Origin of the sequence: Kaistia dalseonensis (assembly GCF_030814715.1) — a bacterium.
In the GTDB taxonomy this organism is placed as follows: domain Bacteria; phylum Pseudomonadota; class Alphaproteobacteria; order Rhizobiales; family Kaistiaceae; genus Kaistia; species Kaistia dalseonensis.
The window spans coordinates 466,042-492,479 of record NZ_JAUSVO010000003.1 but is presented as its reverse complement, the minus strand read 5'-3'; the positions used below and the strand labels follow the sequence as shown (position 1 = coordinate 492,479).

Here is a 26,438-nt window from a genome sequence, read left to right as displayed (position 1 = left end):
ATAATCCATGTTTACCGAGGTCAATATTCTCGGCGTCTTTATCTCACCCTTCGTCGTGATGATGTTCGCCGCCTGGCTGATCATCACGCCGGTCACCATGATCACGACGCGCTACCGGCTTTTCAGCCGTATGTGGCACCCGGGCCTGTTCAATCTCTGCCTCTACGTGATCACCCTTTCGCTTATCGTGATCTATTTTGGAGAATATCCATGAGTGCGTCCAATACTTCAGTCGAGCCGATGTCCCCACGGGGTGGGCGGCTGATCTCGTTGCTTCGGTCGCTGTCTGCTTTTCTCGTGACGATCGCGGCCGTCGCGCTGGCCGGCTATCTCGGCTGGCGCATGTGGCAGATCTACATGTCCACGCCTTGGACTCGGGACGGAACCGTGCGCGCCTATGTCGTGACCGTGACGCCGCAGGTCTCGGGGCGGATTACGGCGCTTCCCGTGAAGGCGGATCAGTTCGTGCACAAAGGCGATCTGCTCATGGCGATCGACCAGAGCGACTATGAGATCGCACTGGCCAATGCGGAAGCCGCGGTCACCGGCGCGCAGGCCGATCTCGACAACAAGAATCTGGAGGCGCAAAGGCGCGCCGCGCTCAACGCGCTCGTCGTCTCCAAGGAGGAACAGCAGAGCTTCGCCGCGTCGGCGGCCGTGGCTGCCGCCGCACTGCAGCAGGCGATCGCCGTGCGCGACAAGGCCAAGCTCGACCTCGAGCGCACGCGGATCGTCTCCCCCGTGAATGGCTATGTCACGAATCTGCAGACGCAGCCCGGCGACTATGCGACGAGCGGCCAGCGGGCGCTTTCCGTCGTCGACAGCGACAGCTTCTGGGTCGACGGCTATTTCGAGGAGACACTGCTCTCCGGCATCCGCGTCGGAGATGCCGCGAGGGTGTCGCTCATGGCGCATCCTGAACCGTTGCCGGGCCGTGTTGTCGGCATCGGACGCGGCATCGCCGTCGCCAATGCCGAGCCGGACGGCTCGGGTCTCGCCACGGTGAACCCGGTCTTCACCTGGGTTCGTCTCGCCCAGCGCGTGCCGGTCCGCGTCGTGCTCGACGCCGTGCCGCCCTCGCTTGAGCTGGTGGCCGGGCTCACGGCAACGGTGTCCATCGTTCCCGACTGAGGCGGCGATGACGTCGAGGGGCCCGGCCAATGAGGACGAGCTCATGAAAAGGGGGGCCGCGATCTTCGCGGCCCCCTTGCTCATCGAGATGCCGGCTACTCCGGGAGGGGCGTCACCGATGGCGCAACGGCACGACGACGAGCATGGCGACGATCAGACAGAAACCGATGACAAGGCATGCGGTGAAGTCGAGTAGCCGAATGGCCACCGCGCCCAAGGCCGCGCCGCCGACAAAGGCCAGCCAGTTCAAGAGCGAGGTCGATGCATTGGGCCATGTCACCTTGGCCTCCGATATGCGCGCGATCGACTGCCCGAAGCGGAAGAGCATGCCGGTCACGAAGCCCTTGCCGACATCGACCCCGCCAACCGCCTGATGCAGGACGTTCTGGATGCCCATCGTCAGGGCGACGATCATCACGCAGAAAAGCGAAAGCGAAGCGAGCGATGCCAGGATCGCGGCAGCGAACAGTCCAGCCTCGAGCGCGAGTACGCGAACGATCAGCCGGGCGCCGAAATGGTCGGCGACCCATGTGCCGACGGCAGAGCCCGCGACGAAAGCGGAGATGACGCCGAGAACGGCGACGAGGTCGGGCACCGCCCAGTCGGCGACGGAGATGCCGAGATGGGTGCTGTTGCCGCTCATGAACGAGACATAGAGGTGGTTGAAGCGGACATAGGCAGCCGCATCGAGAAAGCCGGCGAGACCCGTCAGCGTGAGGGCGAAAGCAAACGGGTAGCGCGCCGCCGAGCCTCCTTGAGGGGCGGTGGACGGCAGCGGCGCGCTGGCCGTCGGGGCCTTGAGGTCGGCAGCAACTGGGATTTGCAGGGGGATATTTGCGGTCATATCGATACGTCGCCTCGGGAGGTTGGGACAATGCGAAGCAAGCGCTTCGGCTCGGCTGGCACCGCCCACCTCTGGGACAGACATGTCGGGAAGACGGACCCGAATCCTGTCGGCCATGACGTCGACCACGACGTCGGTCATCCGGCGGCATGAGTGCCGCCGCGGCGGACCGACCCGCTGCGACGAGATGGCAGGAATTGGCCGAGAGCGTTCGGCCGTCACGCGGCGTCGTTTGACGATCGACGCTTCGAAACGGAAGCGGCGCGGTGCCTTGCCGAAGGTCGCACTCTGTGCCGACCGCTGCCATCATACTGATGTTGACGCGATCACCGGACAGTCAGATCGCAGTCATACGATCGTATAGGTAATTCATACCGCCATTCAATGGAGCCCTATATCCGGCCAGGGCTATCTTTATTGGGCAGAAACACCAGAGACATCCGACTGGGATTTCGCAAAATATCCAGATATAGGCGAAATCTATATTTGATACACGCTGTATCATCGGACGATCTGCTTGGAATTGCCATCAAATCTAGTCCCAATAGCGAGGATCTCTCGATGACTATCCTGAAGCAACCGATCGTTGGCACCAAAGGTGCGGACATCGTCGGGCCGCGCAATCCGGAAGTCGAGGCGCAGAACCCCGACATCCTGATCCCGCCGCTTTCCGACCATGGCGGCATCCCGAACCTCAAATTTCCCTTTGCCATGGCGCACAATCGTCTGGAGGACGGCGGCTGGGCACGCGAGGTGACACAGCGGGAGCTCGGCTCGCTCAAGGAACTCGCGATGGTCAACATGCGCCTGCCGGCTGGCGTGGTGCGTGAACTGCACTGGCATAAGGAGGCCGAATGGGCCTATGTGCTCAAGGGCCGCGTGCGCTTCTATCTCGTCGACGACCAGCGCCAGACGCTCATCGAGGATCTCGGTCCTGGTGATCTGTGGCTGGCTCCGGCCGGCTTCCCGCATGCGATCCAGGGCCTCGAGGAAGGCACGGAGTTCGTGCTCGTTTTCAACGACGGCAATTTCTCCGAGAATCAGACGCTGCTCGTGACGGAACTGTTCGCCCATACGCCGCGCGAGGTGCTGGCCAAGAACTTCGGCGTTCCCCCCGAGGCCTTCGAGGGCACCCCGGCTCAGGAGAAGTACATCTTCCGCCAGCCGGTCCCGCCGCCGCTCGACGAAGTGCGCAAGCAGCTCGGTGCCGTCACATTCACCGACAAATATGTCTTCCGCGCCTCCGAAGTCGCCGCGACGCCGTTCCCGGGGGGCGCCACGAAGGTGATCGACTCGAAGACCTTCGGCGTCACCAATCTCGCAGCCCTCTTCATCGATCTCGAGCCGGGCGGCCTGCGCGAGATCCACTGGCACCCGGATGCCGATGAGATTCAGTATTACGTCAGTGGCAAGGCCCGCATGACGGTCTTCGATGCGGTCGCCAATGCTCGCACGTTCGACTTCGTCGCCGGCGATGTCGGTTACGTTCCCAAGACGCTCGCCCACTATATCGAGAATATCGGCGACGAGCCGATGCGCGTCCTGAATGTCTTCCATACCGGCGAGTACAAGGATGTCTCGCTCAATAACTGGCTGGCGCTGACGCCGAAGCATCTCGTCGAGGGCCATCTCGATGTCGGTGATCCGCTGATGTCGTCACTCCGTTCCACGCGTCAGCCTGTGGTGAAGGGCTGACCCGAAGCGTCCGTGCCGGCGCAGAGGATACTCGGCCGGCACAATAACGCCCATGGCAAGCGGCGATGATCGGACGGTCCGGATACCGCTCCGCTCTGCCGCTTCGCCTCGGCGACGCCGTCTCCAGCGGATCGCCCGCCTGCCGAAGCCGCTCGATCAGCTTCGCGCGACGCGGCGGCTTTCGATCAGGAAACGACGCCGGATATTCGAGATATGCAGGGATCCGGCCCTGAAAATCCCCTCGCGCCCGGGATGCCACCGTCGTCCGCGTTCGGTTGGCCCGTCCTTCCCGGGGGGGCAACCGCCAGCGAAGCAAAGCCCTTCGCCGAGCCCTCCGCGTCCACCGCGCCGCCCCCGTCTCGGGCCATCCCGGTCGCGCCCCATTTTTCGTCCTCCCCGAAAGGAGCCCATCATGGCCAAGGTTCTCTGCGTTCTCTATCCCGATCCCGTCACCGGCTATCCGCCGGCCTATGCCCGGGACACAATCCCCGCGATCACCGCCTATCCCGGCGGCCAGACGACCCCGACCCCGGTCGGGCCGCTCGGCTTCAAGCCGGGCGAACTCGTCGGCTGCGTTTCGGGCGAGCTCGGCCTGCGCTCCTATCTGGAGAAGCTCGGCCACGAATTGATCGTCACCAGCGACAAGGACGGCGCCGATTCGGAGTTCGATCGCCATCTGCCGGATGCGGATGTCGTGATCTCGCAGCCCTTCTGGCCCGCCTATCTGACGGCGGAGCGGATCGCCAAGGCCAAGAAGCTGAAGTTGGCGCTGACCGCCGGCATCGGCTCCGACCATGTCGATCTGCAGGCCGCCGCCGCCCACGGCGTCACCGTCGCCGAGGAGACCTATTCCAACAGCATCAGCGTCGCCGAGCATGTCGTGATGATGGTGCTGTCGCTGGTCCGCAACTACCTGCCGGCGCATCAGATTGCGGCCAATGGCGGCTGGAACATCGCCGATTGCGTCAGCCGCAGCTATGATCTCGAAGGCATGCATTTCGGCACGATCGCGGCCGGCCGCATCGGCCTCGCCGTGCTGAGGCGCCTGAAGCCCTTCGATGTTCATCTGCACTATATGGACCAGCATCGTCTGCCCGAGGCGGTCGAGAAGGAACTGGGACTGACCTTCCACGAGACGCCGGAATCGCTCGTCGCGGCCTGCGACGTGATCAACCTTCAGACGCCGCTCTATCCCTCGACCGAGAACATGTTCGACGACCGCATGTTCGAGCATGTGAAGCGCGGCTCCTATCTGATCAATACTGCGCGCGGCAAGCTCTGCGATCGCGACGCGGTGGTGCGGGCGCTGAACTCGGGCAAGCTCGCGGGCTATGCTGGCGATGTGTGGTTCCCGCAGCCGGCCCCGGCCGATCATCCCTGGCGGACGATGCCTTTCAATGGCATGACGCCGCATATGTCCGGCAGCTCGCTATCGGCCCAGGCACGCTATGCCGCCGGCACGCTCGAGATCCTCGAATGCTTCTTCGAGGGCCGTCCGATCCGTCCGGAATATCTGATCGTCGATGGCGGCAAGCTCGCGGGCACCGGCGCGCAATCATACAAGCTGCGTTGAGGGCCGCGGATTACGACCGCCAAGAGGCGGCGGGATTGTCACGGCGCCGCGCATCTCGCTCTGGTGCTTGTCGTCTCCGCTGTCGTGAGCGCCTGGATCGGCCGGCTCCTGCTTTTTGTCGTGTCACCTCGGGGTCGATGCCATCAGCATCGATCCCGATACGCGGTCGACAACGGCCTCCAGCGGAAGGACGCAGCCGGGCTGCGGTGCACTCAAGACTCTCAACAGCCGCGTCATACGCTTGAGCGGGCTGGGCGTGTTTGACCGTATCTTCGTCGGACGCGCCGACGAGCGGCCGACGCCCGAGCGCATCATGATCGATGCGGCGCATCTGAAGGCTCACGACACTGCAGTGAGCGGCCAAGGGCGTCGACTCATGAACCTTCCCGCCCGTGCTTCAGCCGAGGGTTTCCACCCCATCCCGCTGCCATGATGATCTCGACCGTCGTCCGAGGCGTATCAGAAGTGGAAGCTCTTTGAAGAGCCGTGAGTGAGCCTTTTGGTGGCTCGGCCCCAACGTCTCCGATATTGATGCAAGTCAAAGTGGCAAAATGGTTCCGGTGCTAGCGTTCGCTGTCGAAGAGGGCATTTGATGCCGTGATGGGTCGCTCTATCCCGACCGGAGGATCGACTAGCGCGACACGAGAAATTCTTGGGGAGCGATCAATCCATGTGTATCGCTTGCAGTCCGTTCGCCGGCGCCCTCGCCAAAGCCATCTCGCGCCGAAGAGTTCTGAAACAAACGATCGCTGGCATCGCCCTTGCCGGCACGGCGCGTAGCTTCCTTTGCAGCCCGGCGCAGGCGGCGACTGAGAGCGTCGATACGCTCTATGTTGGCGGCCCGATCGTCACGATCAATGATTCTCAGCCGTCCGCCGAGGCGGTGCTCGTGCGTGGCGGCAGAATTGTCGCCGTGGGCTCCCGTGCCGAGGTCGAAAGCCAAGCGACAGGTCTGATCACGACCGTCAACCTCATGGGCAAGACGATGCTCCCCGGCTTCGTCGATCCGCACGGCCATGTCGTGATGGTCGGGCTGCAGGCCCTCGCAGCGAACCTTCTGCCGGCGCCTGACGGCGAGGGCAACAGCATTCCTGCGTTGCAGCGCATCCTGCGCGACTGGATCGCCAGGAACAGCGAGGTCATCAATCGCTACGGCGTCATCGTCGGCTTCGGCTACGATGACTCACAGCTTGAGGAGCAACGCCACCCGACCCGCGCCGACCTCGACGCCGTTTCACCGGCAACTCCGATCCTGATCGTCCACCAGTCGGGCCACCTCGGGGTCCTGAACAGCAAAGCCCTCGAGGATGCAGGTCTGATGAAGGGGGCGCCCAATCCGCCCGGCGGCGCGCTGCGTCGCGAAGCCGATGGAGAGACGCCAAACGGCGTTTGCGAGGAGGCGGCCTTCTTCGGTGCCGCCGGCAAGCTTCTCGGCCGTCTCGACGCGCAAGCCTATCTTGAAATGATCAAGGCGGGCGCCGCGTTCTATGCTTCTTTCGGCTACACGACCGTCCAGGAGGGTCGTGCCATGCCCGGCAGCGCGACCATGCTGGCGAGGGCAGGCGAGGCCGGGCTGCTCGATGTCGATGTCGTCGTTTATCCCGACATCTTTCAGTCAATTGGGGAGATTGCGCCGTCGCGCGACTACAAGAACCGCGTCCGGATCGGCGGCGCGAAGGCGACCATCGATGGTTCGCCCCAGGGCAAGACGGCGTTTCTCTCGCAGCCCTACTACAAGCCGCCGGAGGGGCAGCGCCCCGACTATCGCGGCTACGCGGCGATCACCAAGGAGCAAATCGTCGACGCCGTCGATCTCGCCTTCGCCAATGGGTGGCAGATCCTCACCCATGCCAACGGCGACGCGGCGGTCGACTGGTTGATCGAGGCGGTCGGGACGGCGACCGCGAAGCACGGTCCCGGCGATCGGCGCGCTGTCCTGGTACACGGCCAGACTGCGAGGCTCGACCAGTTGCCGAAGCTGAAAGAACTCGCTGTCCTGCCCTCCTTCTTCCCGATGCATACCTACTATTGGGGCGACTGGCATCGCAGTTCGGTCTTGGGACCAGAGCGGGCTGAACGCATCTCGCCCTGCAACTCGGCGCGGAAACTCGGCATGATCTTTACGAGCCATCACGACGCGCCGGTCGCGAACCCGGACGCGATCCGCGTGCTGTCGGCGACGGTTACCCGCGTGACGCGCTCAGGCTATGTGCTCGGGCCCGAGGAAAGGGTTGATACGCTGACCGCGCTCAAAGCCATGACGATCTGGCCGGCCATTCAGTACTTCGAGGAGGCGAGCAAGGGCACGATCGAGACCGGCAAGCTCGCCGACTTCGTGATCCTGAGCGCCAACCCGCTCGCCGTGAAACCCGAGGAGTTGATCACACTCAAAGTCGTCGAGACGATCAAGGAGGGAAAGAGCGTCTACCGCGCGGCCTGAGGGATCGGAGCAGAGCGTACGATCTCGGGCCGCAGGGCACGAGCATCTTGCTGAAAAGGACGCGGACGAAGGACAATCCCCAGCGCGATTGCAGCCGCTGAGGTCAAGGCCAGCCACGTGACGCCGAGGGAAGCCTGGAGCGCGGGCGGAACCGCACCGATGCTCGCGATAAGCTGCCTGCTTGACTGTGCCGCCGTGCGGGAGAACGCCTACAGTATCGCCGATATGCGCGCGAACACCTGGCTCGCGGGGCCGCCCGGCTGCGGCCACGACATGATAAACGAACAGCCCGAAGAACTGCGCTGCGCTGGTCGACGCTGCCGTCCAGCGACAGGTCGAGCCGCTGATGGAGCAGATCGACCAGATGGATTTGCGGCTGCGCCTCACCGATGCGGTCTCCGGCGTCTTCCTGATTCTCGGCTTGGCCGGCATGGCGAACTGGGTCTTGGGTCGTCGCAAGCGATGGCGGCGCACGATCTCAGACTGCAGATCGTCGCCGCCTTCATCCTCATCCTTTGCATCTCGCAGGTCCATCTGCTGCCTGTGGCGGCGATCGTCCTTGCCGTGTCTGTGACGGTCGCCTGGCTCATGCGACTGGAAAGGCACCTTTGGCATCGGCTGCAGCATGTCGAGGGCTTCATGGCGCTGCTCTTCCTGATGCTGCCGCTGACGACGCCGGCACAGCCGATCGCCTCGATCGGCGTCGTCACGGCCAGCCTCGAAGGGCTGGAGCGGGCCGCGCTGATAGCCTGCAAGGCTTCCGCCTGCGTTCTCGTGCTGATGGTGATGCTCGGGCAGGTCGAAGCGTCTCGCCTCGGCGCGGCGTTGCGCGATCTTGGATTGCCGGAGCCGGTAGCACGCCTCATCGCCATGACGGCGCGCTATCTCCAGTTGGTCCGCGACGAGGCCCGCCGGCTTCACGACGCGATGCGCGCGCGGCTTTCGACCCCGCTCCAGCCGTCACACATGGCGGAGCCACGGCAATCTGATCGGCATGCTGCAGGTGTGCGCGCTCGACAGGTCGCGCCGCATCGAGGAGGCGATGCTGTGCCGTGGCTATGGCGGGCGCTTCCCACGTCGTGCACACTCGCCGCCGACGGGGCCGGACTGGATGCGTTTCGCCGCCGTCGCCGTCGTCGGGGCAGACAGATTTTGAGCGCGCTCATCGCGTTGGAGGATGTCGGCGTCACGCGCGATGGCATCGCCGTATTGCACGGCGCCACCCTCAGCCTTGTCGCCGGCCAGCGCCTCGCGATCGTCGGCCCCAACGGCGCGGGCAAGACGACGCTGCTGCGCACGATCGTCGGCCTCGAAAAGCCTGCGAGCGGCACAGTGCGGCTGTTCGGAGCCGCCTGCGGCGAAGAGCGCCCGTTCCGGCAGTACCGGCCGCGGATCGGCTATCTCTTCCAGGACAGCGACGATCAGCTCTTCTGCCCGACGGTGATCGAAGACGTCGCCTTCGGCCCGCTCAATACTGGCTGCGATGAGACGGAGGCGGAACGACGCGGTGTGGCCGCACTGGCAGATCTCGGCATCGGCCATCTTGCGGAGCGCATTAGCCATCGCCTGTCAGGCGGTGAGAAACGCCTCGTCTGCTTCGCCGGACTCCTCGCCATGAAGCCGGATGTGCTCATGCTCGACGAGCCCACCAACGGCGTCGACAATAAGAACGGCCGCCGTCTGAGGTACGCACTCCGCGCCTTCCCGGGCGCGATGCTGCCCGTCTCGCACGACGCGGCCTTCGTGGCAGACTTCGCGACCCGCGCCATGATCATCGACGGCGGCACGCTTCAGCCTGCGGAGATCCACGCCCATGCCCATACGCACAGCCATCTCCATCTACATCCGGCCCCGCCATCCGCCCGGTGAGGCGTCGCTTCGCGCGGGCATGAGCCCACAGAGACTGTACGCTTCGAGCGGGAAAACGGCAGCGTTTGCGGTTCACAGTTCTGAATTGAAGTATGGTGCACCCGAAGGGATTCGAACCCCTGGCCTCTGCCTTCGGAGGGCAGCGCTCTATCCAGCTGAGCTACGGGTGCGGCCGGTCGCGCCAAGGCGCGTCGCGGTCTTCATAGCCGAACGATCTCGCCGCTTCAATGGTGAATGGCGATGGATCGCGCGCTATCCCCGGATCGCAGGCGGGGCGATGCGATGCATCCCAGAGGTGATCGCCTGGGGCGGGATCGCGCGGTACGGGCGGGGCGCGAGCCTCGGGAAGGGGCTTTTCATGCCTGCCGCAGACGGCCTGATCGCCGGCTCTCCATGAGGTTGGAACGCATTTGCGAGTTTCGCGACAAAATCGCGGTGAAAATTGAAATTCGGGGGCCGAATTGAAATCATACCCCTGTCAACTTTATGATTTTGAACAATAATGCTCGAAAGGTTTGCGAGGCTGGGCTGTCCTTGGGGCTGTTGATGCGTTCTGGTTGTCGTGATCGACCCGGGGCGCGTCCCTGTTCGATCGATCCCGGCCGACGGTTCTGGCCGATGGCGCGGCGGTGTCGAGGTCTTCGCCGAAGAATGGTCGCGGCGCCTGTTCGCGGCCTGGATATGGAACGACATGACTCTCGCGGCATCGAAGCCCCTCACCGACGCGGTCTCGCTTTCCGGGATCAGCAAGAGCTATGACGGCCGCCTGGTACTGAGCGAGCTGTCCCTCGATGTCGCGCCCGGCGAATTTCTCGCCATTGTCGGCCCGAGTGGCAGCGGCAAGACGACCGTCATGCGGATCATCGGCGGCTTCGAGACGCCGGATGCGGGCACGGTCGCGATTGCGGGCGAGGATGTGACCTTCCTCCCGGCCGAAAGGCGCAAGGTCAATACGGTCTTCCAGTCCTATGCGCTGTTTCCCCATATGAGCGTGCTCGAGAACGTCGCCTATGGGCCGCGCATGCAGGGCGCTTCGCGCGCGGCGCGGCGGGCCAAGGCGCGGGAATTGCTCGATCTCGTGCGCCTCTCCGAGGCGGCCGAGCGGCGGCCGCACGAACTGTCCGGCGGCATGCAGCAGCGCGTGGCGCTCGCCCGCGCGCTCGCCAACGGGCCGGCGGTGCTGCTGCTCGACGAGCCGCTCGGCGCGCTCGACCGCAAGCTGCGCGACGAGATGCAGCGCGAGCTGCGCCGGGTCCAGACCGAACTCGGCGCCACCTTCATCTATGTGACGCACGACCAGGACGAGGCCTTCGGCATGGCCGACCGGCTCGCCGTCATGCGCGATGGCCGCTTCGAGCAGATCGGTGCCCCGGCCGCAGTCTATGACGAGCCGGCCAATGCCTGGGTCGCGCTCTTCGTCGGCAGCGCCAATGTCTTTCGCGCGCGCGTCGAGCGGGCAGGGGGGGCACTGGTCTCCGATTACGGGCCGATCGCGGCTGGCTATGTCGCGCCGGAGCTTGGCGTCGGCGATGTCGCGCTGGTCGTCGTCCGGCCGGAGGCGACGCATTTTCTGCCGGCCGATGCCGGCGCGGCCACAGGCCCGAACCGCATTGCGGCGCGGATCGTCGACAGTGTCGCAATCGGGCCATCGCTGCGCCTGCGCGCGGTGACGGCGGGCGGCACGGCCTTCGAGGCGGTGGTGCAGCGTCAGTCCGATCGTCCTGGAGCCGATTTCGCGCCCGGTTCCGCCTCTTCTTCGCCCGAGGCGCTGGCGCCCGGCGATCCCGTTCTCGTCACCTTCGGCGCGGCGTCGGTCCGCGCCTATCGCGACGAGCCCACAGCCTGATTTTCGTTTTCAATAGAGGAATAACGCCGATGGTCGATCGCTCATCTCCTCCGAAATCCCTGCTCAGCCGGCGCACCATGCTCGGCCTGCTCGGTGCGGCCCCCGCAACGGCGGCGCTCTCCGCGGCCTTTCCCGGCTCGCTCCGGGCGAATGCGGCCGGCACGGGCCAGCTCAACATCTATAGCTGGCCGGACTATTTCTCGGCCGACAACCTCGCCACCTACGCCAAGAAGTCGGGCGTGACGCCGAACATCACGACCTATGATTCCAACGAGACGCTGTTTGCCAAGCTGAACAGCCCGGCCGGCGCCGGCTTCGATATCGTCATCCCGTCGTCGAGCTGGATCAAGCAGCTGGCCGATAAAGGCCTCTTGGCCGAGCTCGACCACACCCGGCTGAACCTCGCCTCGCTCGACCAGGACCTGCTCGATCGCGACTATGATCGCGGCAACAAATATTCGATCCCGAAGGATTGGGGCCTGCTCGGCGTCGTCTACGATCCTGAAGCGACCGGCGGCGAGATCAAGACCTGGGAGGATTTCTTCAAGGCCGGCGAGCGGCCCGAGGTCTCCGGCAAGATCCGCCTGTCGGATTCGGGCTGGGAGACGATCGGCACCGAGCTCTGGCTGCAGGGCAAGGACTGGAACACCGCGACCGTCGAGGAGATCAAGGCGGCCGGCGAGCGGCTGAAGAGCTTCGCCAAGCATGTGAAATCCTTCTCGGGCCTCGATCCGAACGCGGTCGCAAACGGCTCGATCGTGATGGCACAGACCAACCAGGGTACGGCGCGGGCCGCGATCGGCCTCAATCCGAAGCTGAAATGGTCGGTTCCGGGTCCGTTCAGCGAGCTCTGGGTCGACAATTACGCGATTCCCAAGAACGCGCCGAATGTCGACCAGGCCTATGATTTCCTGTCGTTCATGCTGCAGCCCGACGTCCAGCTCGCCGAGACGAAATATGTCGGCTTCCCGGCGGCGGTCGCGGGGCTGCGCGAGAAGATCGGCGCCGATACGCCGAATGCCGACCTGATTTTCGGCGGCAAGGATCTCGACTTCAAGAAGCTGACCTCCTTCGTCGTCAATCCCGAGACCATCGGCACCTATCTCCAGGTTCAGACGGAGATCCAGGCGGCCGCCGGCTGAGTTCCCGGAACGGTTCGGCAGCCCGCACAGCCTAACCCTCCCCTCGCGGGAGGGTTCAAGCGGAGTTTGGATCGAGCAGCGATGCTCTCAAGAAAGCTCCGTCATCCCGGGCGAAGCGGAGCTTCGACCCGGGACCCATTCAGCCGTATTGTTTGCCGCAAGGCGACCTTCGCTTCCGCTGAATGGGTCCCGGGTCAAGCCCGGGATGACGGACGCGAAAGGCGTTGGCGTCTGGTTGCAAATGCTGGAATGGAATAGATCTCGGCCGTGTCGACCCTCACCTCAGTACCTCTTGACGTAATCAAGCCTGCTCGCGGCCGGCTCGGTGCGCCCTCCGCCCGGTTGGTCGATCATCTTCTGGCGGGCATCCCGACGCTCTGGCTCGCGCTGTTCTTCCTGGCGCCGCTCGGCTTCACCGTCGTGTTCTCGTTCGGGCGCAATATTTTCGGTGGCGTCGAACTCGCCTTCACCCTCGACAATTACAGGACCGCGCTGTCCGGCTTCTATGGCGCGACGTTCATCCGCACCATCATCTTCGCCGCGTCGGCCTCGGCGCTTTGCCTCGCCGTCGCCTATCCGGTCGCCTATTTCATCGCGCGCCACACCAGCCGCCATCGCGTGCTGGCGATCGTGCTGATCCTCATTCCCTATTTTTCGAGCTTCCTGATCCGCGTGATGTCGCTGCACATGCTGATGTCGCGCGATGGCTTTGCCGAAGCGGTGCTGAACGTGCTGAATCTTCACTCGGGGCCGCTTGACGTGCTCGATACGCAGACCGCCGTCTTCATCGGCATGGTCTATGCCTATCTGCCGATCGCCATCGTGCCGCTCTATGTCGTGCTCGACCGCATTCCGCGGCCGCTCTTGGAGGCGAGCCGCGATCTCGGCGCCTCGCGGCTCGAGACCTTTTTGTTCGTGACGCTGCCGATGAGCCGGCCCGGCATCGCGACGGCCGTGCTCCTGACGGCCGTGCCCATGCTGGGCGAAATGGTGATCCCGAAGCTGCTCGGCGGCAGCCGCGGCGTGCTGATGGGGCAGGCGCTCTCCTCGCAATATCTGCAATCGCAGAATTATCCCCTCGGCTCCGCCATGGCGGTGCTGATCCTGCTCGCGATCGCGGTGATCGTCGCCGGCCTCGCGCGGCTCACCAAGGGTTTCGCGGAGGTCGGCCAATGAGCATTTCGACAGCCAGCCGGGGGCAATGGGGTCAGCGCGCCACCGATTGGGGGCTGTTCCTCTGGTATGTCGCCGCCATCGTCTTCCTGTTCGGACCGATTTTCGCGGCTCTCGTCTATTCGTTCAATCTGGGCGTCGTGAACAAGCAGACCGCGACCATCACCGGCTGGACGCTCAAATGGTACCCGGCGGCCTGGAACGATCTCTCGTTGCGCCGTGCCGTGCAGACGAGCCTCGTCCTGGCCTTCTGGTCGGCGCTGATATCGATCATCATCGGCTCGGCGCTCGGCTATGCGCTGGTGCGCCACCCGAGCCAGATCGCGCGCAAGGTTCTGGCCGGCTTGACCTATGTGCTGCTGATCGTGCCGGAGACGGTGATCGGCGTCTCGCTGCTGCTGGCCTATGCGGTGACGCGCATTCCGCTCGGCATGGCGACGCTCGTCGCCGGCATCACGCCGATGGCGATCGCCGTCGTGGCGCTGATCGTGCGGGCGCGCGTCTTGACGCTCGACCGGCGCGTGGAGGAGGCCGCCGCCGATCTCGGCAGTTCGCGGCTGAAGACGCTCTGGTTCATCATCCTGCCGCAGATCGCCCCGGCCGTCGCTGCGGGCGGCATCATGGCCTATACGTTTTCATTCGATAATCTCGTTGTCTCGGCATTCCTGACCACGCCGCAGGTCAACACGCTGCCGGTCTATCTCTATGGCAGCCTGCAATATGGCCCGTCGCCGGCCGTCTATGCTGCCGCCGCCGTCGTGTTCGTCTTCACGCTCCTGATGCTCGGCATCGCCGCACTGCTCTATCGGCTGGCGCGACGGTCGGGCGCCGCCATGACGATCGCCTGAGATGACGATCGCCCGAGATCATGACTATCGCCCCAACAAGGTCCGCGCCCGTGCCGATGCCGTCTTATAACGCCCTTCTCGACGTCCCGAACTATCCGGCCGATCGCTATGCCTCGCTCGCCGACCGGCTGAAGCGGCTACTCGCCACCGAGGCGGATCTTCTGTTCATCCAGGCCGAGGCGATCCTGGCGCTGGAGGCGGTCGCGGCCAGTATTGCGCGGCCGGGGCTCACCGCGATCAACATCATCACCAGCCCCTATGGCACCTATTTCAGTGCCTGGCTCAGGCGCGGCGGCGTCACGGTCCATGACGTGGTCGCCGAGCCGGGACAGCCGATCGAGCTCGTGGCGGTGAAGGCCGCGATCAACGATCTGCCGTCGCTCGATATCCTCGCCGTTGTCCATGGCGAGGCGGCGAATGGCGCGTTGAACCCGATCGCCGAGATCGCGGCGCTCGCCCGGGCGCGCGATGCCCTCGTCGTCGTCGATGCCGTCGCCTCGGTCGGTGCCCATCCGCTCGCCATCGATTCACTCGGCGTCGACATCGTCGCGATCGGGCCGCAAAAGGCGCTGGGCGGGCCGGTGGGGCTCTCGGCCGTGACGGTGAGCGAACGCGCCTGGGCGCACATCGCCGCGACGCCGCGCTTCTCGCCCTCGATTCTCTCGCTGCTGGACCTCAAGGAAAACTGGCTCGATCGCGGCCGTGGCGTGCTGCCCGGTACGCCACCGCCGCTCGACTTCTGGGCGCTGGAAGCCGCCGTTGACCGCGTCGAGGCCGAGGGCATAGACCGCCTCGTCGCGCGGCATCAGCTGGCGGCTCGCGCCAGCCGGGCAGGGCTGCGCGCGCTCGGCATCGAGCCATGGATCAGGGATGACCATGCCGCCTCGGCGCTCGTGACGGCTGCGCCGGTGCCGGAAGGGATCGACGCGGAAGTGCTGATCGCGACGGCGGCCGAATTCGGCATCGCGCTCGGCCGTGGCTTCGGCGATATCAAGGATCGGCTGGTGCGCTTCGATCATACCGGCGCGCGCGCGGCCTTTGCCTCCGTCATTGCCAGCGTCGTCGGCTATGGCGCGGCGCTCGGCAAGCTCGGCATCACGGTCGATGTCGGCGCGGCGGCCGAGGCCGTGGCGCTCACCTATGCGCTCGCCATTCTCTGAACCGTCGATCATCCGGAGCAAGCGCGCATGGCCGAACGGCTCATCCATCTGAACGCCTTCGAGAACGCCTCGCCGGTCAATATTTCCTCCGGCCTCTGGCGCCATCCGGAAGACCAGTCGCATCGCTACAAGGATGTCCGTTACTGGATCGAACTGGCGCAGATGCTGGAAGGGGCGGGCTTCGACAGCATCTTCATGGCCGATGTGCTCGGCATGCTCGACGTCTATCAGGGCAAGCCCGACGCGGCGCTGCGGACAGCGACCCAGGTCCCGATCAACGACCCGACCACGCTGGTTTCGGCGATGGCGGCGGCGACGCGGCATATCGGCTTCGCCATGACGGTCTCGCTCACCTATGAGCAGCCCTATGCCTTCGCCCGCACCATGACGAGCCTCGACCATGTGAGCGGCGGCCGTGTCGGCTGGAACATCGTCACCTCCTATCTCGATAGCGCCGCGCGCAATCTCGGCCGGGCCGAGCAGATGTCGCATGACGAGCGCTATGATCGCGGCGACGAGTTCATGGAGGTGCTCTACAAGCTCTGGGAGGGCTCGTGGGAGGACGATGCCGTCGTGATCGACAAGGCGAGGGGCGTCTATGTCGACCCGGCGAAGGTCCATCCAATCCGCCATCAGGGTCCGTATTTCAGCGTGCCCGATGCCTTCATCGCCGAACCGTCGCCACAGCGCACGCCGGTGCTGTTCCAGGCCGGCTCGTCCGCGCGCGGCCAGCAATTCGCGGCAACGCATGCCGAGGGCGTGTTCGTGCATGGCACGCGGCCCGAGGTGATCGCGCCGGTCGTCGCCAATGTCCGCGCGCGGGCCGCGGCCCTTGGTCGTGATCCCAGGAGCGTCAGGGCCTTCGCCGTGACGACCATCGTCGCGGCCGAGACGGATGAGGCGGCGCAGGCGAAATATGCCGAGCTGCTCTCCTATGCCGATTATGAGGGCGCGATGGTGCAGTTTGCCGGCCCGCTGGGTGTCGACGTGTCGAAATTCGACCCCGACCAGCCTCTGACCGAAATCAACCCGAACGCCGCCCATTTCACGCGGCACCTCTTCGCCGATGCCGATCCGGACCGCGTCTGGACGCTGCGCGACATCGCCGACTATATGGGCGTCGGCGGCATGGGGCCGAAATTCGTCGGCTCGGGCAAGACGATCGTCGACGAGATGCAGCGCTGGGTCGACATCGCCGATCTCGACGGCTTCAACATCACCTATGCGATCCGCCCCGGTACCTTCGCCGACACGGTGAAATATGTCGTGCCGGAACTGCGTCGCCGCGGCCTGATGCGGCCGGCCTATCAAGGCACGACGTTTCGGGAGAACATCTATGGCGCCGGCCAGGCACGGCTTCGGGATGATCACCCGGGCAAGAAATTCTGGCGGGGTTGATGTTCTGTGACGCCCCCTCCCTAACCCTCCCCCGCTTTGCGGGAGAGGGGACCCGCTTGAATTCGGCGGGCTCGACGCTTCGTAGAGCGCGGTATGTCCCCTCTCCCGCAAAGCGGGGGAGGGTTAGGGAGGGGGCATGCCACGCTCTACTGTCAACGCTTGAACCCCGTTCACGGATGAATGGGTCCCGGGTCTCCGCTTCGCTCCGCCCGGGATGACGGCAGCGCGTGGAGATGGCAGAGAAATGACGACCAGTATCCACAATGAGGCCAAACATGTTTTCGCTTCCCGCCGCGCAGTCCTTCATGAAGGCAGAGGGGATCGATGGCTGGCTGCTCTATGATTATCGCGGCAGCAATCTGTTCTTCTGGAGTCTGCTCGGCGAGAGCAGGGCGCCGACGCGTCGGGCCTTCCTGATCGTCCCGCGCGAAGGCGAGCCGGTGCTCGTGCTGCACACCGTCGACCAGATGTTCTTCATCGACTTCAAGGTCGAGAAGCGGATCTATCGCGGCTGGGAGGAGATGCGCGCCATCGTCCGCGAACTGCTGGGCAATACGAAGCGGCTCGCGGTGGAATATTCGCCGATGGGCGCCGTGCCGACCGCCTCCTTCATCGATGCCGGCACGGTCGAATGGCTGCGCGAGGTCGGCTACGATCTCGTTTCGTCCGCCGATCTGTTTCAGGTCTCGGCCTCCGCCTGGGATGACTTCGCGATCGACAGCCACCAGCGCGCCTGCGTCGCGGTCGCCGGCATCAAGGATGCGGCCTTCGACCTCGTGCGCAGCGCCATCCGCAAGGGCGGCGCGGTCTCGGAATATGAGGTGCAGAGCTTCATGGTGTCCGAATTCGAGCGGCTCGGGCTCGAGACCGAGGGTCATCCGGTCGTGCAGGTCAACGGCCATTCCGGCACGCCGCATTACGAGCCGCGGCCGGAGTCCTCGTCGCCGATCGGGCTCGGCGACTGGCTGCTGATCGATTTCTGGGCCCGCTATCCGGGCGAGCGCAACGTCTATTCCGATATTGCCTGGGGCGCCTATGCCGGCCGCGAGATCCCGGAGAAGCTGCAGAGCGTGTTCGACATCGTCAAGCACGCCCGCGACGCGGCGCTGGAGGCGATCCGCTCCGCCTGGGCGCGCGGCGAGACATTGGCCGGCTGGCAGGTCGACGACGTCGCGCGCGGCATCATCGCGACGGCGGGCTATGGCGACAATTTCCACCACCGCACCGGCCACAGCATGGGTCCGGGCAAAAGGCTGCACGCGCTCGGGGTCAATCTCGACAATCTCGAGACGCATGACACGCGCCGCATCCTGCCGCGCACGGGCTTCTCGATCGAGCCGGCGATCTACCTGCCGGAGTTCGGCGTCCGGCTCGAGATCAACGTCTATCTCGACCCCGTCGCCGGCCCGAGCGTCACCACGCCGATCCAGAACGAGATCGTCCTGCTGGTGTGACCGACAGCCGATGTGACAATAGATCAGATGCCGCAGGCTTCGACAAACTGCTTGACGGCTCGAGTCGAGCCACGGGCTGTCACAGTTCCAGAATACTTCATACCTGTCACAGGCTCTTGTAGACCGATAAGAACCTGCTTTTTGGTGTTTCCGATCGCCTTGATGGTTGCCAGCACATCATCCTGGTCTGTTGCCTCGACCTGCCAGGTTTCATCGTTGCGCTGGCTCGCCTTGCCGACAAATTCTCGCACAGCGCCCGCGTCGACCTTAACGAGCAGGCGGAACTTCAGAAGGTCCAATCCATCCACCCACTTGCCCTTTTCCGCATAGGCCAAGCTGACCGATCCATCAGTGACGCAGTCGGCAGTAAAAAATGATCCGGCTGAAATATAGCCGAGCATGGTCGCTTTCTTGCCGCCTGAGAAAATGTCGTCTTCGACGTTGGTGAGCCAATCGGCACGCGCGATGGACGGCAAGACGACAATGCAAAATGCCGCCAGCGGCAACACTATTCGTTTCATATGGGCCCCCGAAAACTCAGTGTCTCGGATCAAGAGAAGCGTGGAAATGAGATTGGTGCAACCGCAATCACTCGACTTGGCTGCAGCATACGATTGAAAGTGTCATTCTGTGCCACCTTGGCTGACACACCAGTTGGGACGCTTCTTTTAGCTAATCCCGACGGAAAACGACGCGTTGATGGAGTTCAGCTCAAACGCTCAAAAGAAAAGGCCGGTGCTAAGCACCGGCCCCTTCGTCGTTCCGACTGATCAGTTTGCCTACCGCCCGTCGACGAGGATCTCGCGCTTGCCGGCGTGGTTGGCCGGGCCGACGATGCGCTCGTTTTCCATCCGCTCCATGATCGAGGCGGCGCGGTTGTAGCCGATCTGCAGCCGGCGCTGGATGTAGCTCGTCGAGGCCTTGCGGTCGCGGAAGACGATCGCCACGGCCTGGTCGTACATGTCCGCGCCGTCGTCGCCGAATGCGCCCTTGTCGAAGACAGCGCCGTCTTCCGAGCCAGCCGCTGCGGGCGCCGGTCCGGCCCCAGCCTCCTCGTCCTCATCGGAGGTGACGGCATCGAGATATTCGGGACGCGCCTGCAGCTTCAGGTGCGCCACGACCTTCTCGACCTCGTGGTCGGAGACGAAGGGGCCGTGGACGCGCTGGATGCGGCCGCCGCCGGCCATGTAGAGCATGTCGCCCTGGCCGAGCAGTTGCTCCGCGCCCATCTCGCCGAGGATGGTGCGGCTGTCGATCTTGGAGGTGACCTGGAAGGAGATACGGGTCGGGAAGTTCGCCTTGATCGTGCCGGTGATGACGTCGACCGAGGGGCGCTGCGTCGCCATGATCAGATGGATGCCGGCGGCGCGCGCCATCTGTGCGAGGCGCTGGATCGCCCCTTCGATGTCCTTGCCGGCGACCATCATCAGGTCTGCCATCTCGTCGACGATGACGACGATGAAGGGCAGGGGCGTCAGGTCCATGATCTCGTCTTCGAAGATCGTGTCGCCCGACTCGCGATCGAAGCCGGTCTGGATCTGGCGCGTGATGATCTCGCCCTTGGCCGAGGCCTCGGCGACGCGGGCATTGAAGCCGTCAATGTTGCGCACGCCGAGGCGCGACATCTTGCGATAGCGCTCCTCCATCTCGCGGACGGCCCATTTCAGCGCCACGACGGCCTTGCGCGGATCGGTGACGACGGGCGTCAGCAGATGAGGGATGCCGTCATAGACGGAGAGTTCCAGCATCTTGGGGTCGATCATGATCAGGCGGCACTCTTCCGGGCGGTGCCGGTAGAGCAGCGACAGGATCATGGTGTTGATCGCGACCGACTTGCCCGAGCCGGTGGTGCCGGCAACGAGCAGGTGAGGCATCTTGGCGAGATCGGCGATGACGGGCACGCCGCCGATCGTCTTGCCGAGGCAGAGGCCGAGCTTGGCCTTGGCCTCCGCGAAGTCATGGCTCGCGAGCAGCTCGCGCAGCCAGACCGTGTCGCGGCGGGCGTTCGGCAGCTCGATGCCGATGACGTTGCGGCCCTCGACCACGGCGACGCGGGCCGAAACCGCGCTCATCGAGCGGGCGATATCGCCGGAAAGGGCGATGACGCGGGACGATTTGGTGCCGGGCGCCGGCTCCAGCTCATAGAGGGTTACGACCGGGCCGGGATTGGCGTCGATGATCTCGCCGCGCACGCCGAAATCGCGCAGCGTCTGCTGAAGCGTGACGGAGTTCTTGTTGAGCGCCTCTTCGGAAAGCTCCGAATCCGGCTCCATTTCCGGCGGCTCGGCCAGGAGTTCGAGCGAGGGGTGCTCGTAATCGTCGCCGTCATAATAGCGCAGCGCGTCGAGCGCCGCGCCTTCGGGACGATGATCCACGACAGGCGCCTCGTCCTCGACGATCTCTTCCGGCTCGACGACGACCAGCCGCGGCCGGGCGACAACCGGCGCTGCCGGCTCGATGGCCTGGACCGGCGGCGGCGGCGCGAGCGGCTCCTCGACGGGCCAGGAGAAGGAAACGCTGATCGAGGCGCGGAGCGGCGCCTGGATCGGCAGGATCGTGGGCTGCACCGGGGCGGTCTCGACGGGTTGCGCCGTCGCCATGCTCTCGGCGCGCCGTTCTGCCCTAATCTCGCGGATCGGCCGGTCGTCCTGCGTTTCCGGCTTGGCCGGCTCGCGGACGTCGGTCTGGATCATGCGCGCCAGCTTGCGGATATGCAGCGGCGGCGCCACCGGGCGCTCTTCTTCGGCCACGGGCGCGGCCGGAACCGGCGCCGGAGGAACGGGAGCGGGCCGTGCGGCCTGCGGCGGCACGGGGGCGCGCTGAACCGGCGCGACGGGAGCTGGCGCAACCGGCTGACGGTTCGCCATGCCGGGCGGCGTGCCCTGGACAGGTGCGGGTGGTGCCGTCCGTGCCGGCGTGCTGGCGGCTGGTGCAGGCGTCGGAGTGGCCGGAGCCGCCGGCATTGGCGCCTGCGGTTCGGGCCGCGAGCGGGCCAGAGTCGGCTCGGCCGGCTCCTCCGCCTGCGCGCCCTTCGACTTCATGAGATATTCGGGCGTGCGCGTAAAACGTGTGGTCGGCGTCGCCGTGAAGGGCCGCAACCAGCTCGGAACCGCTTCCGGATCGACGAGTTCGGTGACAGGCGGAACCGCCGCCGTGCGTAGCCTTGGATCGTCGGGCCGTGGCGCCTGCGGATTGCCGCGCGTGAGACCGACCTCCCTGCCGTTCGGCGAGGCGGTCTTGTCCAAGTTTTGACCGTCGATCAAATGTGGAGGCCGTGTCGAAGAACGCATGTTTACCGCTGACCCTGGCGCTCGTGCGCCATCTGTTTGAGACCCACTCAGGGATAAGGAGGACAGCGTTAACGAAGGGTTTGAATCGAGACCGCGAAAACGGAGCGTTAACCGTCGAAATGGCGGAAATCAGCCAATCGGCTCCGAAGAATTTTCTTTCTATGGCGCATAAGTCACAGATTGGTTCGGCGCGCCGGGCGGCCCCGGGACCATGCTGCGCGGCCGCCGGTTCGAGCGAAAACAAGGCCTTCGCCATCCCGTCGGGCGCTATGGCGAGCGTGCGCTCGAATCGGGCCGGTTCAGGTGACGACGTGCGTTCGGACGGTCCTTCGGCTCAGGATTGCGCGCCCCGCCAGAGCAGCCGGCGATAAAGCGTCGTGCGGTCGATGCCGAGGCTCCTGGCGGCGCGGGAGACATTGCCATTATGGGCCGCGAGCGCCTCGCTCATCGCCTCGCGCGTCAGTGCGGAGAGCGTATTGGCGGTGCGGGGCGGTACAACCTCTTCCTTGCGCGTGGCCGGCTTGTCGCCCATGCCGATATCAGCCGGCAGGGCGGAGGCATCGAGTGGCTCGCCCGGCTCGGCGAGGGCGAGCAGCGCGCGCAGCGTGCCGACCAGTTGCCGGAAATTGCCGGGCCAGTCATGGGCCGCGAGCCGCCGCAAGGTTTCAGGCGCCAATGTCACGCCGGCCCGCCGGCCGCCGAGCTCGTCCCACAGGGTGTCGATCAGGGCGGATCGATCGGCATGGTCGCGGAGCGGCGGCAGTTCGACGACATATTGCGCGATGCGGAAATAGAGATCGGAGCGGAAGGTGCCGCTCGAGACCAGATCGGCCAGCGGCCTGTGTGTGGCGCAGAGCAGGGCGAAATCGACGCTGACGGGCTTGTCGCCGCCGAGCGGCACGACCTGCCGGTCCTGCAGCGCTCTGAGCAGCCGACCCTGCAGGACGAGCGGCATGTCGCCGATCTCGTCGAGGAACAGGATGCCGCCATCGGCCTGGCGCAACAGCCCCTCATGGCCCCGCCGCCGCGCGCCCGTGAAGGCGCCTTCCTCATAGCCGAACAGTTCGGATTCGATCAGCCCCTCCGGCAGGGCCGCGCAGTTGATGGCGACGAGGGGCTTGGCCGAACGGGCGCTGCCGGCATGGATGCGGCGGGCGAAGACCTCCTTGCCGCTGCCGGTCTCGCCATGGACCAGCACTGGCACGTCGGCATCGACGAGGCGGATGGCGCGGGCAAGGGCTGCGCGGGTCGCCTGGCCGAAAAAGGGTTCGACCTCGGCCGAGGCGCGCGGGGCGACCGCGACGGCGCGCACCGAACGCTCCTCCGGCGCGGCGATCCGGCCGCGAAAATCCTCGCCGGTCCGGGTCCTGAGCTGGCCGAGTTCGCCGATCCGGTCGGGCTGCTCGAAGAGTTCGCTCAGCCGCGTCTGGTCGAGCGCGCTCCAATCGAGCTTCAGGAAGCCCAGCCCGCGCCGGTTGGCGGCGACCAGGCGATCGTCGCGGAAGACGAGCACGGCCTCCTGCGCGGTTCCGACCAGCTCCGCGTCCTGGTGGAAGCGCAGCACGGTGCAATCCTCGAAGCCGCGCTCGAACAGCCGATGCTCGACCTGCTCGACGGCAAGGCGCACCAGGCCGAGCGCATGGACATGGCGGACCGAGGCATGGCCTGACATGTCGAGCACGCCGGAGAGTTCACCGCGCGGTCCGAAGATCGGCGCCGCCGCGCAGGTCAGGATCCGGTGGGGATCGAAGAAATGCTCGCTGCCATGCACGCCGATCGGCCGCTTCTCGACCAGCGCCGTGCCGATCGCATTGGTGCCGATCGCCATCTCGTCCCATTGAACGCCCGGGCGCAGCGCCACGCGCGAGGCGCGGCCGGCGAATTCCGCATTGCCGACCATGTCGAGCACCAGCCCGCTATTGTCGGTCAGGATGACGACGCTGTCGGTCAACCGCGCCTCGGCGCGCAGAGCCGCCATTTCCGGCCGCGTGATCCGGCGCAGCAGATCGTTGCGCTCGTGCAGGAGGCGCAGTTCCGGTGCGCTCAGCGGCTCGACGCGCGGCTTGTCCTCGGCGTTCAGTCCCTGCGTGGCGCAGCGTTGCCACGACCGCAGGATCGGCGCGGCGACGAGACCCTCCGGCAACGAGCCTTCGTCGAAAAAGCGCCGGCGCGCCGTCTGGACAGTATCCTTGACGATCGTCGATTGCATGAGCCTGTCCTCCCGACTGTTGCGTTCTGCAACAGTCGTTGCAGTACACCCCAGTTCATCGGGAAACTGTTGCACCGATTTTCCCAGTACGTCCATAGGCGGCCGAATGAACATTCCGGCATCTTGGCGCCGCGTGTTCTATCTCAAGCTCTTACCGTCATGCAGCAACGATTGCTGCACTGCGCGGGACGGTGATGGCACGGCCGGTGCTGATGAGAGGGCGTGTTCACCATGGGAGGAAACCATGAACAAGCCCGAATTTCTCACCTCCAAGACCAAGTCGCCCTTCAAGGCACGCTATGAGAACTTCATCGGCGGCCAATGGGTCGCGCCTGTCGGCGGCCGCTATTTCGACAATACGACGCCGATCACCGGCGAGAAGCTGACCGAGGTCCCCCGCTCGCAGAAGGAAGACATCGAGCTCGCCCTCGATGCCGCCCATGCCGCCAAGACGGCCTGGGGCAAGACCAGCCCGGCCGCCCGCGCGCTGATCCTGAACAGGATCGCCGACCGGATCGAGGAAAATCTCGACCTGCTGGCCCTTGCCGAGACCTGGGACAATGGCAAGCCGATCCGCGAGACGACGGCGGCCGACGTGCCGCTGGCAGCCGACCATTTCCGCTATTTCGCGGGCGCCATCCGTGCGCAGGAAGGTTCGCTCTCACAGCTCGACGACGACACCGTCGCCTATCACTTCCATGAGCCCCTCGGCGTCGTCGGCCAGATCATCCCGTGGAACTTCCCGCTACTGATGGCGGTCTGGAAGCTCGCCCCGGCGCTTGCCGCTGGCAATTGCGTGGTGCTGAAGCCGGCCGAGCAGACGCCGGCCTCGATCCTGATCCTCGCCGAACTGATCCAGGACCTGCTGCCGGCGGGCGTGCTCAACATCGTCAACGGTTTCGGCCTCGAGGCCGGCAAGCCGCTCGCGTCCTCGTCGCGCATCGCCAAGATCGCCTTTACCGGCGAGACGACGACGGGCCGGCTGATCATGCAATATGCCAGCCAGAACCTCATTCCCGTGACGCTGGAACTCGGCGGCAAGTCGCCGAACATTTTCTTCTCCGACGTCGCGGCCGCGGACGACGATTTCTTCGACAAGGCGATCGAAGGCTTCGTGCTCTTCGCCTTCAACCAGGGCGAGGTCTGCACCTGCCCGAGCCGCGCGCTGATCCAGGAAGACATCTACGATCGCTTCATGGAGAAGGCGCTGCCGCGCATTGCGGCGATCAAGCAGGCGAGCCCGCTCGACCCGACCACCGCGATCGGCGCCCAGGCCTCCAGCGAGCAGCTCGAGAAGATCCTCTCCTATCTCGACATCGGCCGCCAGGAAGGCGCCGAAGTGCTGATCGGCGGCGAGCGCAACATCCTGCCGGGCGAGCTCGCGGGCGGCTATTACGTCAAGCCGACCGTGTTCAAGGGCCACAACAAGATGCGCATCTTCCAGGAGGAGATCTTCGGGCCGGTGGTATCGGTCACGACGTTCAAGACCGAGGAAGAGGCGCTCGAAATCGCCAATGACACGCTCTATGGCCTCGGCGCCGGCGTGTGGACCCGCGACGGCAACCGCGCCTATCGCTTCGGCCGGGAAATCCAGGCCGGCCGCGTCTGGACCAATTGCTACCACGCCTATCCCGCGCATGCGGCCTTCGGCGGCTACAAGCAGTCCGGCATCGGTCGCGAGAACCACAAGCAGATGCTCGACCATTACCAGCAGACCAAGAACCTGCTGGTGAGCTACAGCCCGAAGAAGCTCGGCTTCTTCTAAACGGGCTCGACGAAACGGGCGGGCCCAAGGGCCCGTCCGCCGCTCGGAGCCGCCCCCTTGCCGAGCGGGCATCGCCGAGCCCCGATCGCCGAGCCGGATATCGGCGCGGCACCTTCGACCTGAACAGGAGCCCCGGTCATGACCCCTGCCGTTCCTCGCGTGACCGTGACGCCCGCCGCACTCGACCTCCTCCATGTGTTGCGGGCAGAGCATGGCGATATCCTGTTTCACCAGTCGGGCGGTTGCTGCGACGGCTCGTCGCCGATGTGCTTCCGCAAGGATGAATTCATCATCGGTGACGAGGATATCCGGCTCGGCGAGATCGGCGGCGCGCCGTTCTACATGAGCCCCTCCCAGTTCGATTACTGGAAGCACACGCAACTGATCATCGACGTCGTGCCGGGCCGTGGCGGCATGTTCTCGCTGGAGAACGGCCGAGAGGTCAGGTTCCTGACCCGCTCCCGCCTGTTCGACGACGCCGAATTGCCGAACCTCACCCCGATCGAACGCTTCGGAACCCCAGCCCTCGCTGAGCGCTGATCAAGCCGCGTCGGTCGTATCGCCGATTTGGCCACCAGACAGTCCAACCATGAGACGGCGG

The 26,438-nt window shown here is 65.2% G+C and carries 20 protein-coding genes, 1 tRNA gene and 1 pseudogene; 17 read left to right on the top strand and 5 right to left on the bottom strand.

Annotated features, from left to right (window positions below; all coding sequences use genetic code 11):
* Positions 1-7: 7 nt before the first annotated feature.
* On the top strand, positions 8-214 hold the full coding sequence (locus QO014_RS12825; protein ID WP_266349092.1) for a DUF1656 domain-containing protein: 207 nt from the start codon (positions 8-10) through the stop codon (positions 212-214).
* Complete coding sequence (locus QO014_RS12820; RefSeq protein ID WP_266349091.1) at positions 211-1,131, top strand: efflux RND transporter periplasmic adaptor subunit; 921 nt, start codon at positions 211-213, stop codon at positions 1,129-1,131. Before QO014_RS12825 ends, QO014_RS12820 begins: the two co-directional genes overlap by 4 nt.
* A 112-nt stretch (positions 1,132-1,243) precedes the next feature.
* Here the strand turns inward: QO014_RS12820 and QO014_RS12815 are convergent, their stop codons facing one another.
* Positions 1,244-1,975: a YoaK family protein gene (locus tag QO014_RS12815; RefSeq protein ID WP_266349090.1), complete on the bottom strand. Its 732-nt coding sequence runs from the start codon at positions 1,973-1,975 to the stop codon at positions 1,244-1,246.
* Between the two features lie 561 nt (positions 1,976-2,536).
* Between QO014_RS12815 and QO014_RS12810 the strand changes: the two genes are divergently transcribed.
* From QO014_RS12810 to QO014_RS12780, 6 genes and pseudogenes are all read left to right on the top strand, one after another.
* A complete protein-coding gene (locus QO014_RS12810) occupies positions 2,537-3,670 on the top strand; it encodes a cupin domain-containing protein (RefSeq protein ID WP_266349089.1) in 1,134 nt (377 codons plus the stop codon).
* Positions 3,671-4,082: 412 nt separating this feature from the next.
* The gene (locus QO014_RS12805) at positions 4,083-5,243 is read left to right on the top strand and encodes an NAD-dependent formate dehydrogenase (protein WP_266349088.1); all 1,161 of its coding nucleotides are present in this window, start codon (positions 4,083-4,085) and stop codon (positions 5,241-5,243) included.
* Positions 5,244-5,499: 256 nt separating this feature from the next.
* Positions 5,500-5,676 carry a hypothetical protein gene (locus tag QO014_RS12800; protein WP_266349087.1) on the top strand — a complete coding sequence of 59 codons (177 nt, stop codon included), beginning with the start codon at positions 5,500-5,502 and terminating at the stop codon, positions 5,674-5,676.
* 237 nt (positions 5,677-5,913) lie between these two features.
* Positions 5,914-7,683, top strand: coding sequence for an amidohydrolase (locus QO014_RS12795; RefSeq protein ID WP_266349086.1), 1,770 nt, complete (start codon positions 5,914-5,916; stop codon positions 7,681-7,683).
* Positions 7,684-7,842: 159 nt separating this feature from the next.
* Positions 7,843-8,571: pseudogene (locus tag QO014_RS12790) on the top strand (energy-coupling factor transporter transmembrane component T family protein); the annotation flags it as partial.
* A gap of 264 nt (positions 8,572-8,835) precedes the next feature.
* The gene (locus QO014_RS12780; protein ID WP_266349321.1) at positions 8,836-9,552 is read left to right on the top strand and encodes an energy-coupling factor ABC transporter ATP-binding protein; all 717 of its coding nucleotides are present in this window, start codon (positions 8,836-8,838) and stop codon (positions 9,550-9,552) included.
* Between the two features lie 93 nt (positions 9,553-9,645).
* Here QO014_RS12780 and QO014_RS12775 read toward each other — a convergent pair.
* Positions 9,646-9,722, bottom strand: a tRNA-Arg gene (locus QO014_RS12775).
* Between the two features lie 521 nt (positions 9,723-10,243).
* Here QO014_RS12775 and QO014_RS12770 point away from each other — a divergent pair.
* The 7 genes from QO014_RS12770 to QO014_RS12740 all read left to right on the top strand — a co-directional run bounded on the left by QO014_RS12770 (position 10,244) and on the right by QO014_RS12740 (position 18,573).
* A complete protein-coding gene (locus QO014_RS12770; RefSeq protein WP_266349085.1) occupies positions 10,244-11,398 on the top strand; it encodes an ABC transporter ATP-binding protein in 1,155 nt (384 codons plus the stop codon).
* 29 nt (positions 11,399-11,427) lie between these two features.
* Complete coding sequence (locus QO014_RS12765; protein WP_266349084.1) at positions 11,428-12,540, top strand: ABC transporter substrate-binding protein; 1,113 nt, start codon at positions 11,428-11,430, stop codon at positions 12,538-12,540.
* Between the two features lie 267 nt (positions 12,541-12,807).
* Positions 12,808-13,716: an ABC transporter permease gene (locus QO014_RS12760; protein ID WP_266349083.1), complete on the top strand. Its 909-nt coding sequence runs from the start codon at positions 12,808-12,810 to the stop codon at positions 13,714-13,716.
* The gene (locus QO014_RS12755) at positions 13,713-14,561 is read left to right on the top strand and encodes an ABC transporter permease (RefSeq protein WP_266349082.1); all 849 of its coding nucleotides are present in this window, start codon (positions 13,713-13,715) and stop codon (positions 14,559-14,561) included. Before QO014_RS12760 ends, QO014_RS12755 begins: the two co-directional genes overlap by 4 nt.
* A gap of 56 nt (positions 14,562-14,617) precedes the next feature.
* Positions 14,618-15,721, top strand: a complete 1,104-nt coding sequence (locus QO014_RS12750) for a pyridoxal-phosphate-dependent aminotransferase family protein (RefSeq protein ID WP_266349320.1) — start codon at positions 14,618-14,620, stop codon at positions 15,719-15,721.
* Positions 15,722-15,748: 27 nt separating this feature from the next.
* Positions 15,749-17,119: an LLM class flavin-dependent oxidoreductase gene (locus QO014_RS12745; protein ID WP_266349081.1), complete on the top strand. Its 1,371-nt coding sequence runs from the start codon at positions 15,749-15,751 to the stop codon at positions 17,117-17,119.
* Between the two features lie 275 nt (positions 17,120-17,394).
* Positions 17,395-18,573, top strand: a complete 1,179-nt coding sequence (locus QO014_RS12740) for a M24 family metallopeptidase (protein WP_266349080.1) — start codon at positions 17,395-17,397, stop codon at positions 18,571-18,573.
* 23 nt (positions 18,574-18,596) lie between these two features.
* Here QO014_RS12740 and QO014_RS12735 read toward each other — a convergent pair whose 3' ends face one another.
* From QO014_RS12735 to QO014_RS12725, 3 genes are all read right to left on the bottom strand, one after another.
* Positions 18,597-19,094: a hypothetical protein gene (locus QO014_RS12735; RefSeq protein ID WP_266349079.1), complete on the bottom strand. Its 498-nt coding sequence runs from the start codon at positions 19,092-19,094 to the stop codon at positions 18,597-18,599.
* 258 nt (positions 19,095-19,352) lie between these two features.
* Entirely contained in the window at positions 19,353-21,818 is a 2,466-nt protein-coding gene (locus QO014_RS12730) for a DNA translocase FtsK (protein WP_266349078.1), read from the bottom strand.
* 379 nt (positions 21,819-22,197) lie between these two features.
* A complete protein-coding gene (locus QO014_RS12725; RefSeq protein WP_266349077.1) occupies positions 22,198-24,072 on the bottom strand; it encodes a sigma-54-dependent Fis family transcriptional regulator in 1,875 nt (624 codons plus the stop codon).
* A 244-nt stretch (positions 24,073-24,316) separates the two neighbouring features.
* Here QO014_RS12725 and adh point away from each other — a divergent pair, with 244 nt between their 5' ends.
* Positions 24,317-25,837: an aldehyde dehydrogenase gene (gene adh / locus QO014_RS12720; RefSeq protein WP_266349076.1), complete on the top strand. Its 1,521-nt coding sequence runs from the start codon at positions 24,317-24,319 to the stop codon at positions 25,835-25,837.
* A gap of 138 nt (positions 25,838-25,975) precedes the next feature.
* Positions 25,976-26,377, top strand: coding sequence for a DUF779 domain-containing protein (locus tag QO014_RS12715; RefSeq protein ID WP_266349075.1), 402 nt, complete (start codon positions 25,976-25,978; stop codon positions 26,375-26,377).
* Positions 26,378-26,438: the final 61 nt, after the last annotated feature.

What these genes read in the sequence shown, in the direction of transcription:
- QO014_RS12745 (WP_266349081.1), top strand. Translation starts at nt 15,749, where the DNA reads ATGGCCGAACGGCTCATCCATCTGAACGCCTTCGAGAACGCCTCGCCG.
- QO014_RS12805 (WP_266349088.1), top strand. Translation starts at nt 4,083, where the DNA reads ATGGCCAAGGTTCTCTGCGTTCTCTATCCCGATCCCGTCACCGGCTAT.
- QO014_RS12825 (WP_266349092.1), top strand. Translation starts at nt 8, where the DNA reads ATGTTTACCGAGGTCAATATTCTCGGCGTCTTTATCTCACCCTTCGTC.
- QO014_RS12735 (WP_266349079.1), bottom strand. Translation starts at nt 19,094, where the DNA reads ATGAAACGAATAGTGTTGCCGCTGGCGGCATTTTGCATTGTCGTCTTG.
- adh (WP_266349076.1), top strand. Translation starts at nt 24,317, where the DNA reads ATGAACAAGCCCGAATTTCTCACCTCCAAGACCAAGTCGCCCTTCAAG.
- QO014_RS12765 (WP_266349084.1), top strand. Translation starts at nt 11,428, where the DNA reads ATGGTCGATCGCTCATCTCCTCCGAAATCCCTGCTCAGCCGGCGCACC.
- QO014_RS12810 (WP_266349089.1), top strand. Translation starts at nt 2,537, where the DNA reads ATGACTATCCTGAAGCAACCGATCGTTGGCACCAAAGGTGCGGACATC.
- QO014_RS12740 (WP_266349080.1), top strand. Translation starts at nt 17,395, where the DNA reads ATGTTTTCGCTTCCCGCCGCGCAGTCCTTCATGAAGGCAGAGGGGATC.
- QO014_RS12795 (WP_266349086.1), top strand. Translation starts at nt 5,914, where the DNA reads ATGTGTATCGCTTGCAGTCCGTTCGCCGGCGCCCTCGCCAAAGCCATC.
- QO014_RS12820 (WP_266349091.1), top strand. Translation starts at nt 211, where the DNA reads ATGAGTGCGTCCAATACTTCAGTCGAGCCGATGTCCCCACGGGGTGGG.
- QO014_RS12715 (WP_266349075.1), top strand. Translation starts at nt 25,976, where the DNA reads ATGACCCCTGCCGTTCCTCGCGTGACCGTGACGCCCGCCGCACTCGAC.
- QO014_RS12750 (WP_266349320.1), top strand. Translation starts at nt 14,618, where the DNA reads ATGCCGTCTTATAACGCCCTTCTCGACGTCCCGAACTATCCGGCCGAT.
- QO014_RS12755 (WP_266349082.1), top strand. Translation starts at nt 13,713, where the DNA reads ATGAGCATTTCGACAGCCAGCCGGGGGCAATGGGGTCAGCGCGCCACC.
- QO014_RS12725 (WP_266349077.1), bottom strand. Translation starts at nt 24,072, where the DNA reads ATGCAATCGACGATCGTCAAGGATACTGTCCAGACGGCGCGCCGGCGC.
- QO014_RS12770 (WP_266349085.1), top strand. Translation starts at nt 10,244, where the DNA reads ATGACTCTCGCGGCATCGAAGCCCCTCACCGACGCGGTCTCGCTTTCC.
- QO014_RS12815 (WP_266349090.1), bottom strand. Translation starts at nt 1,975, where the DNA reads ATGACCGCAAATATCCCCCTGCAAATCCCAGTTGCTGCCGACCTCAAG.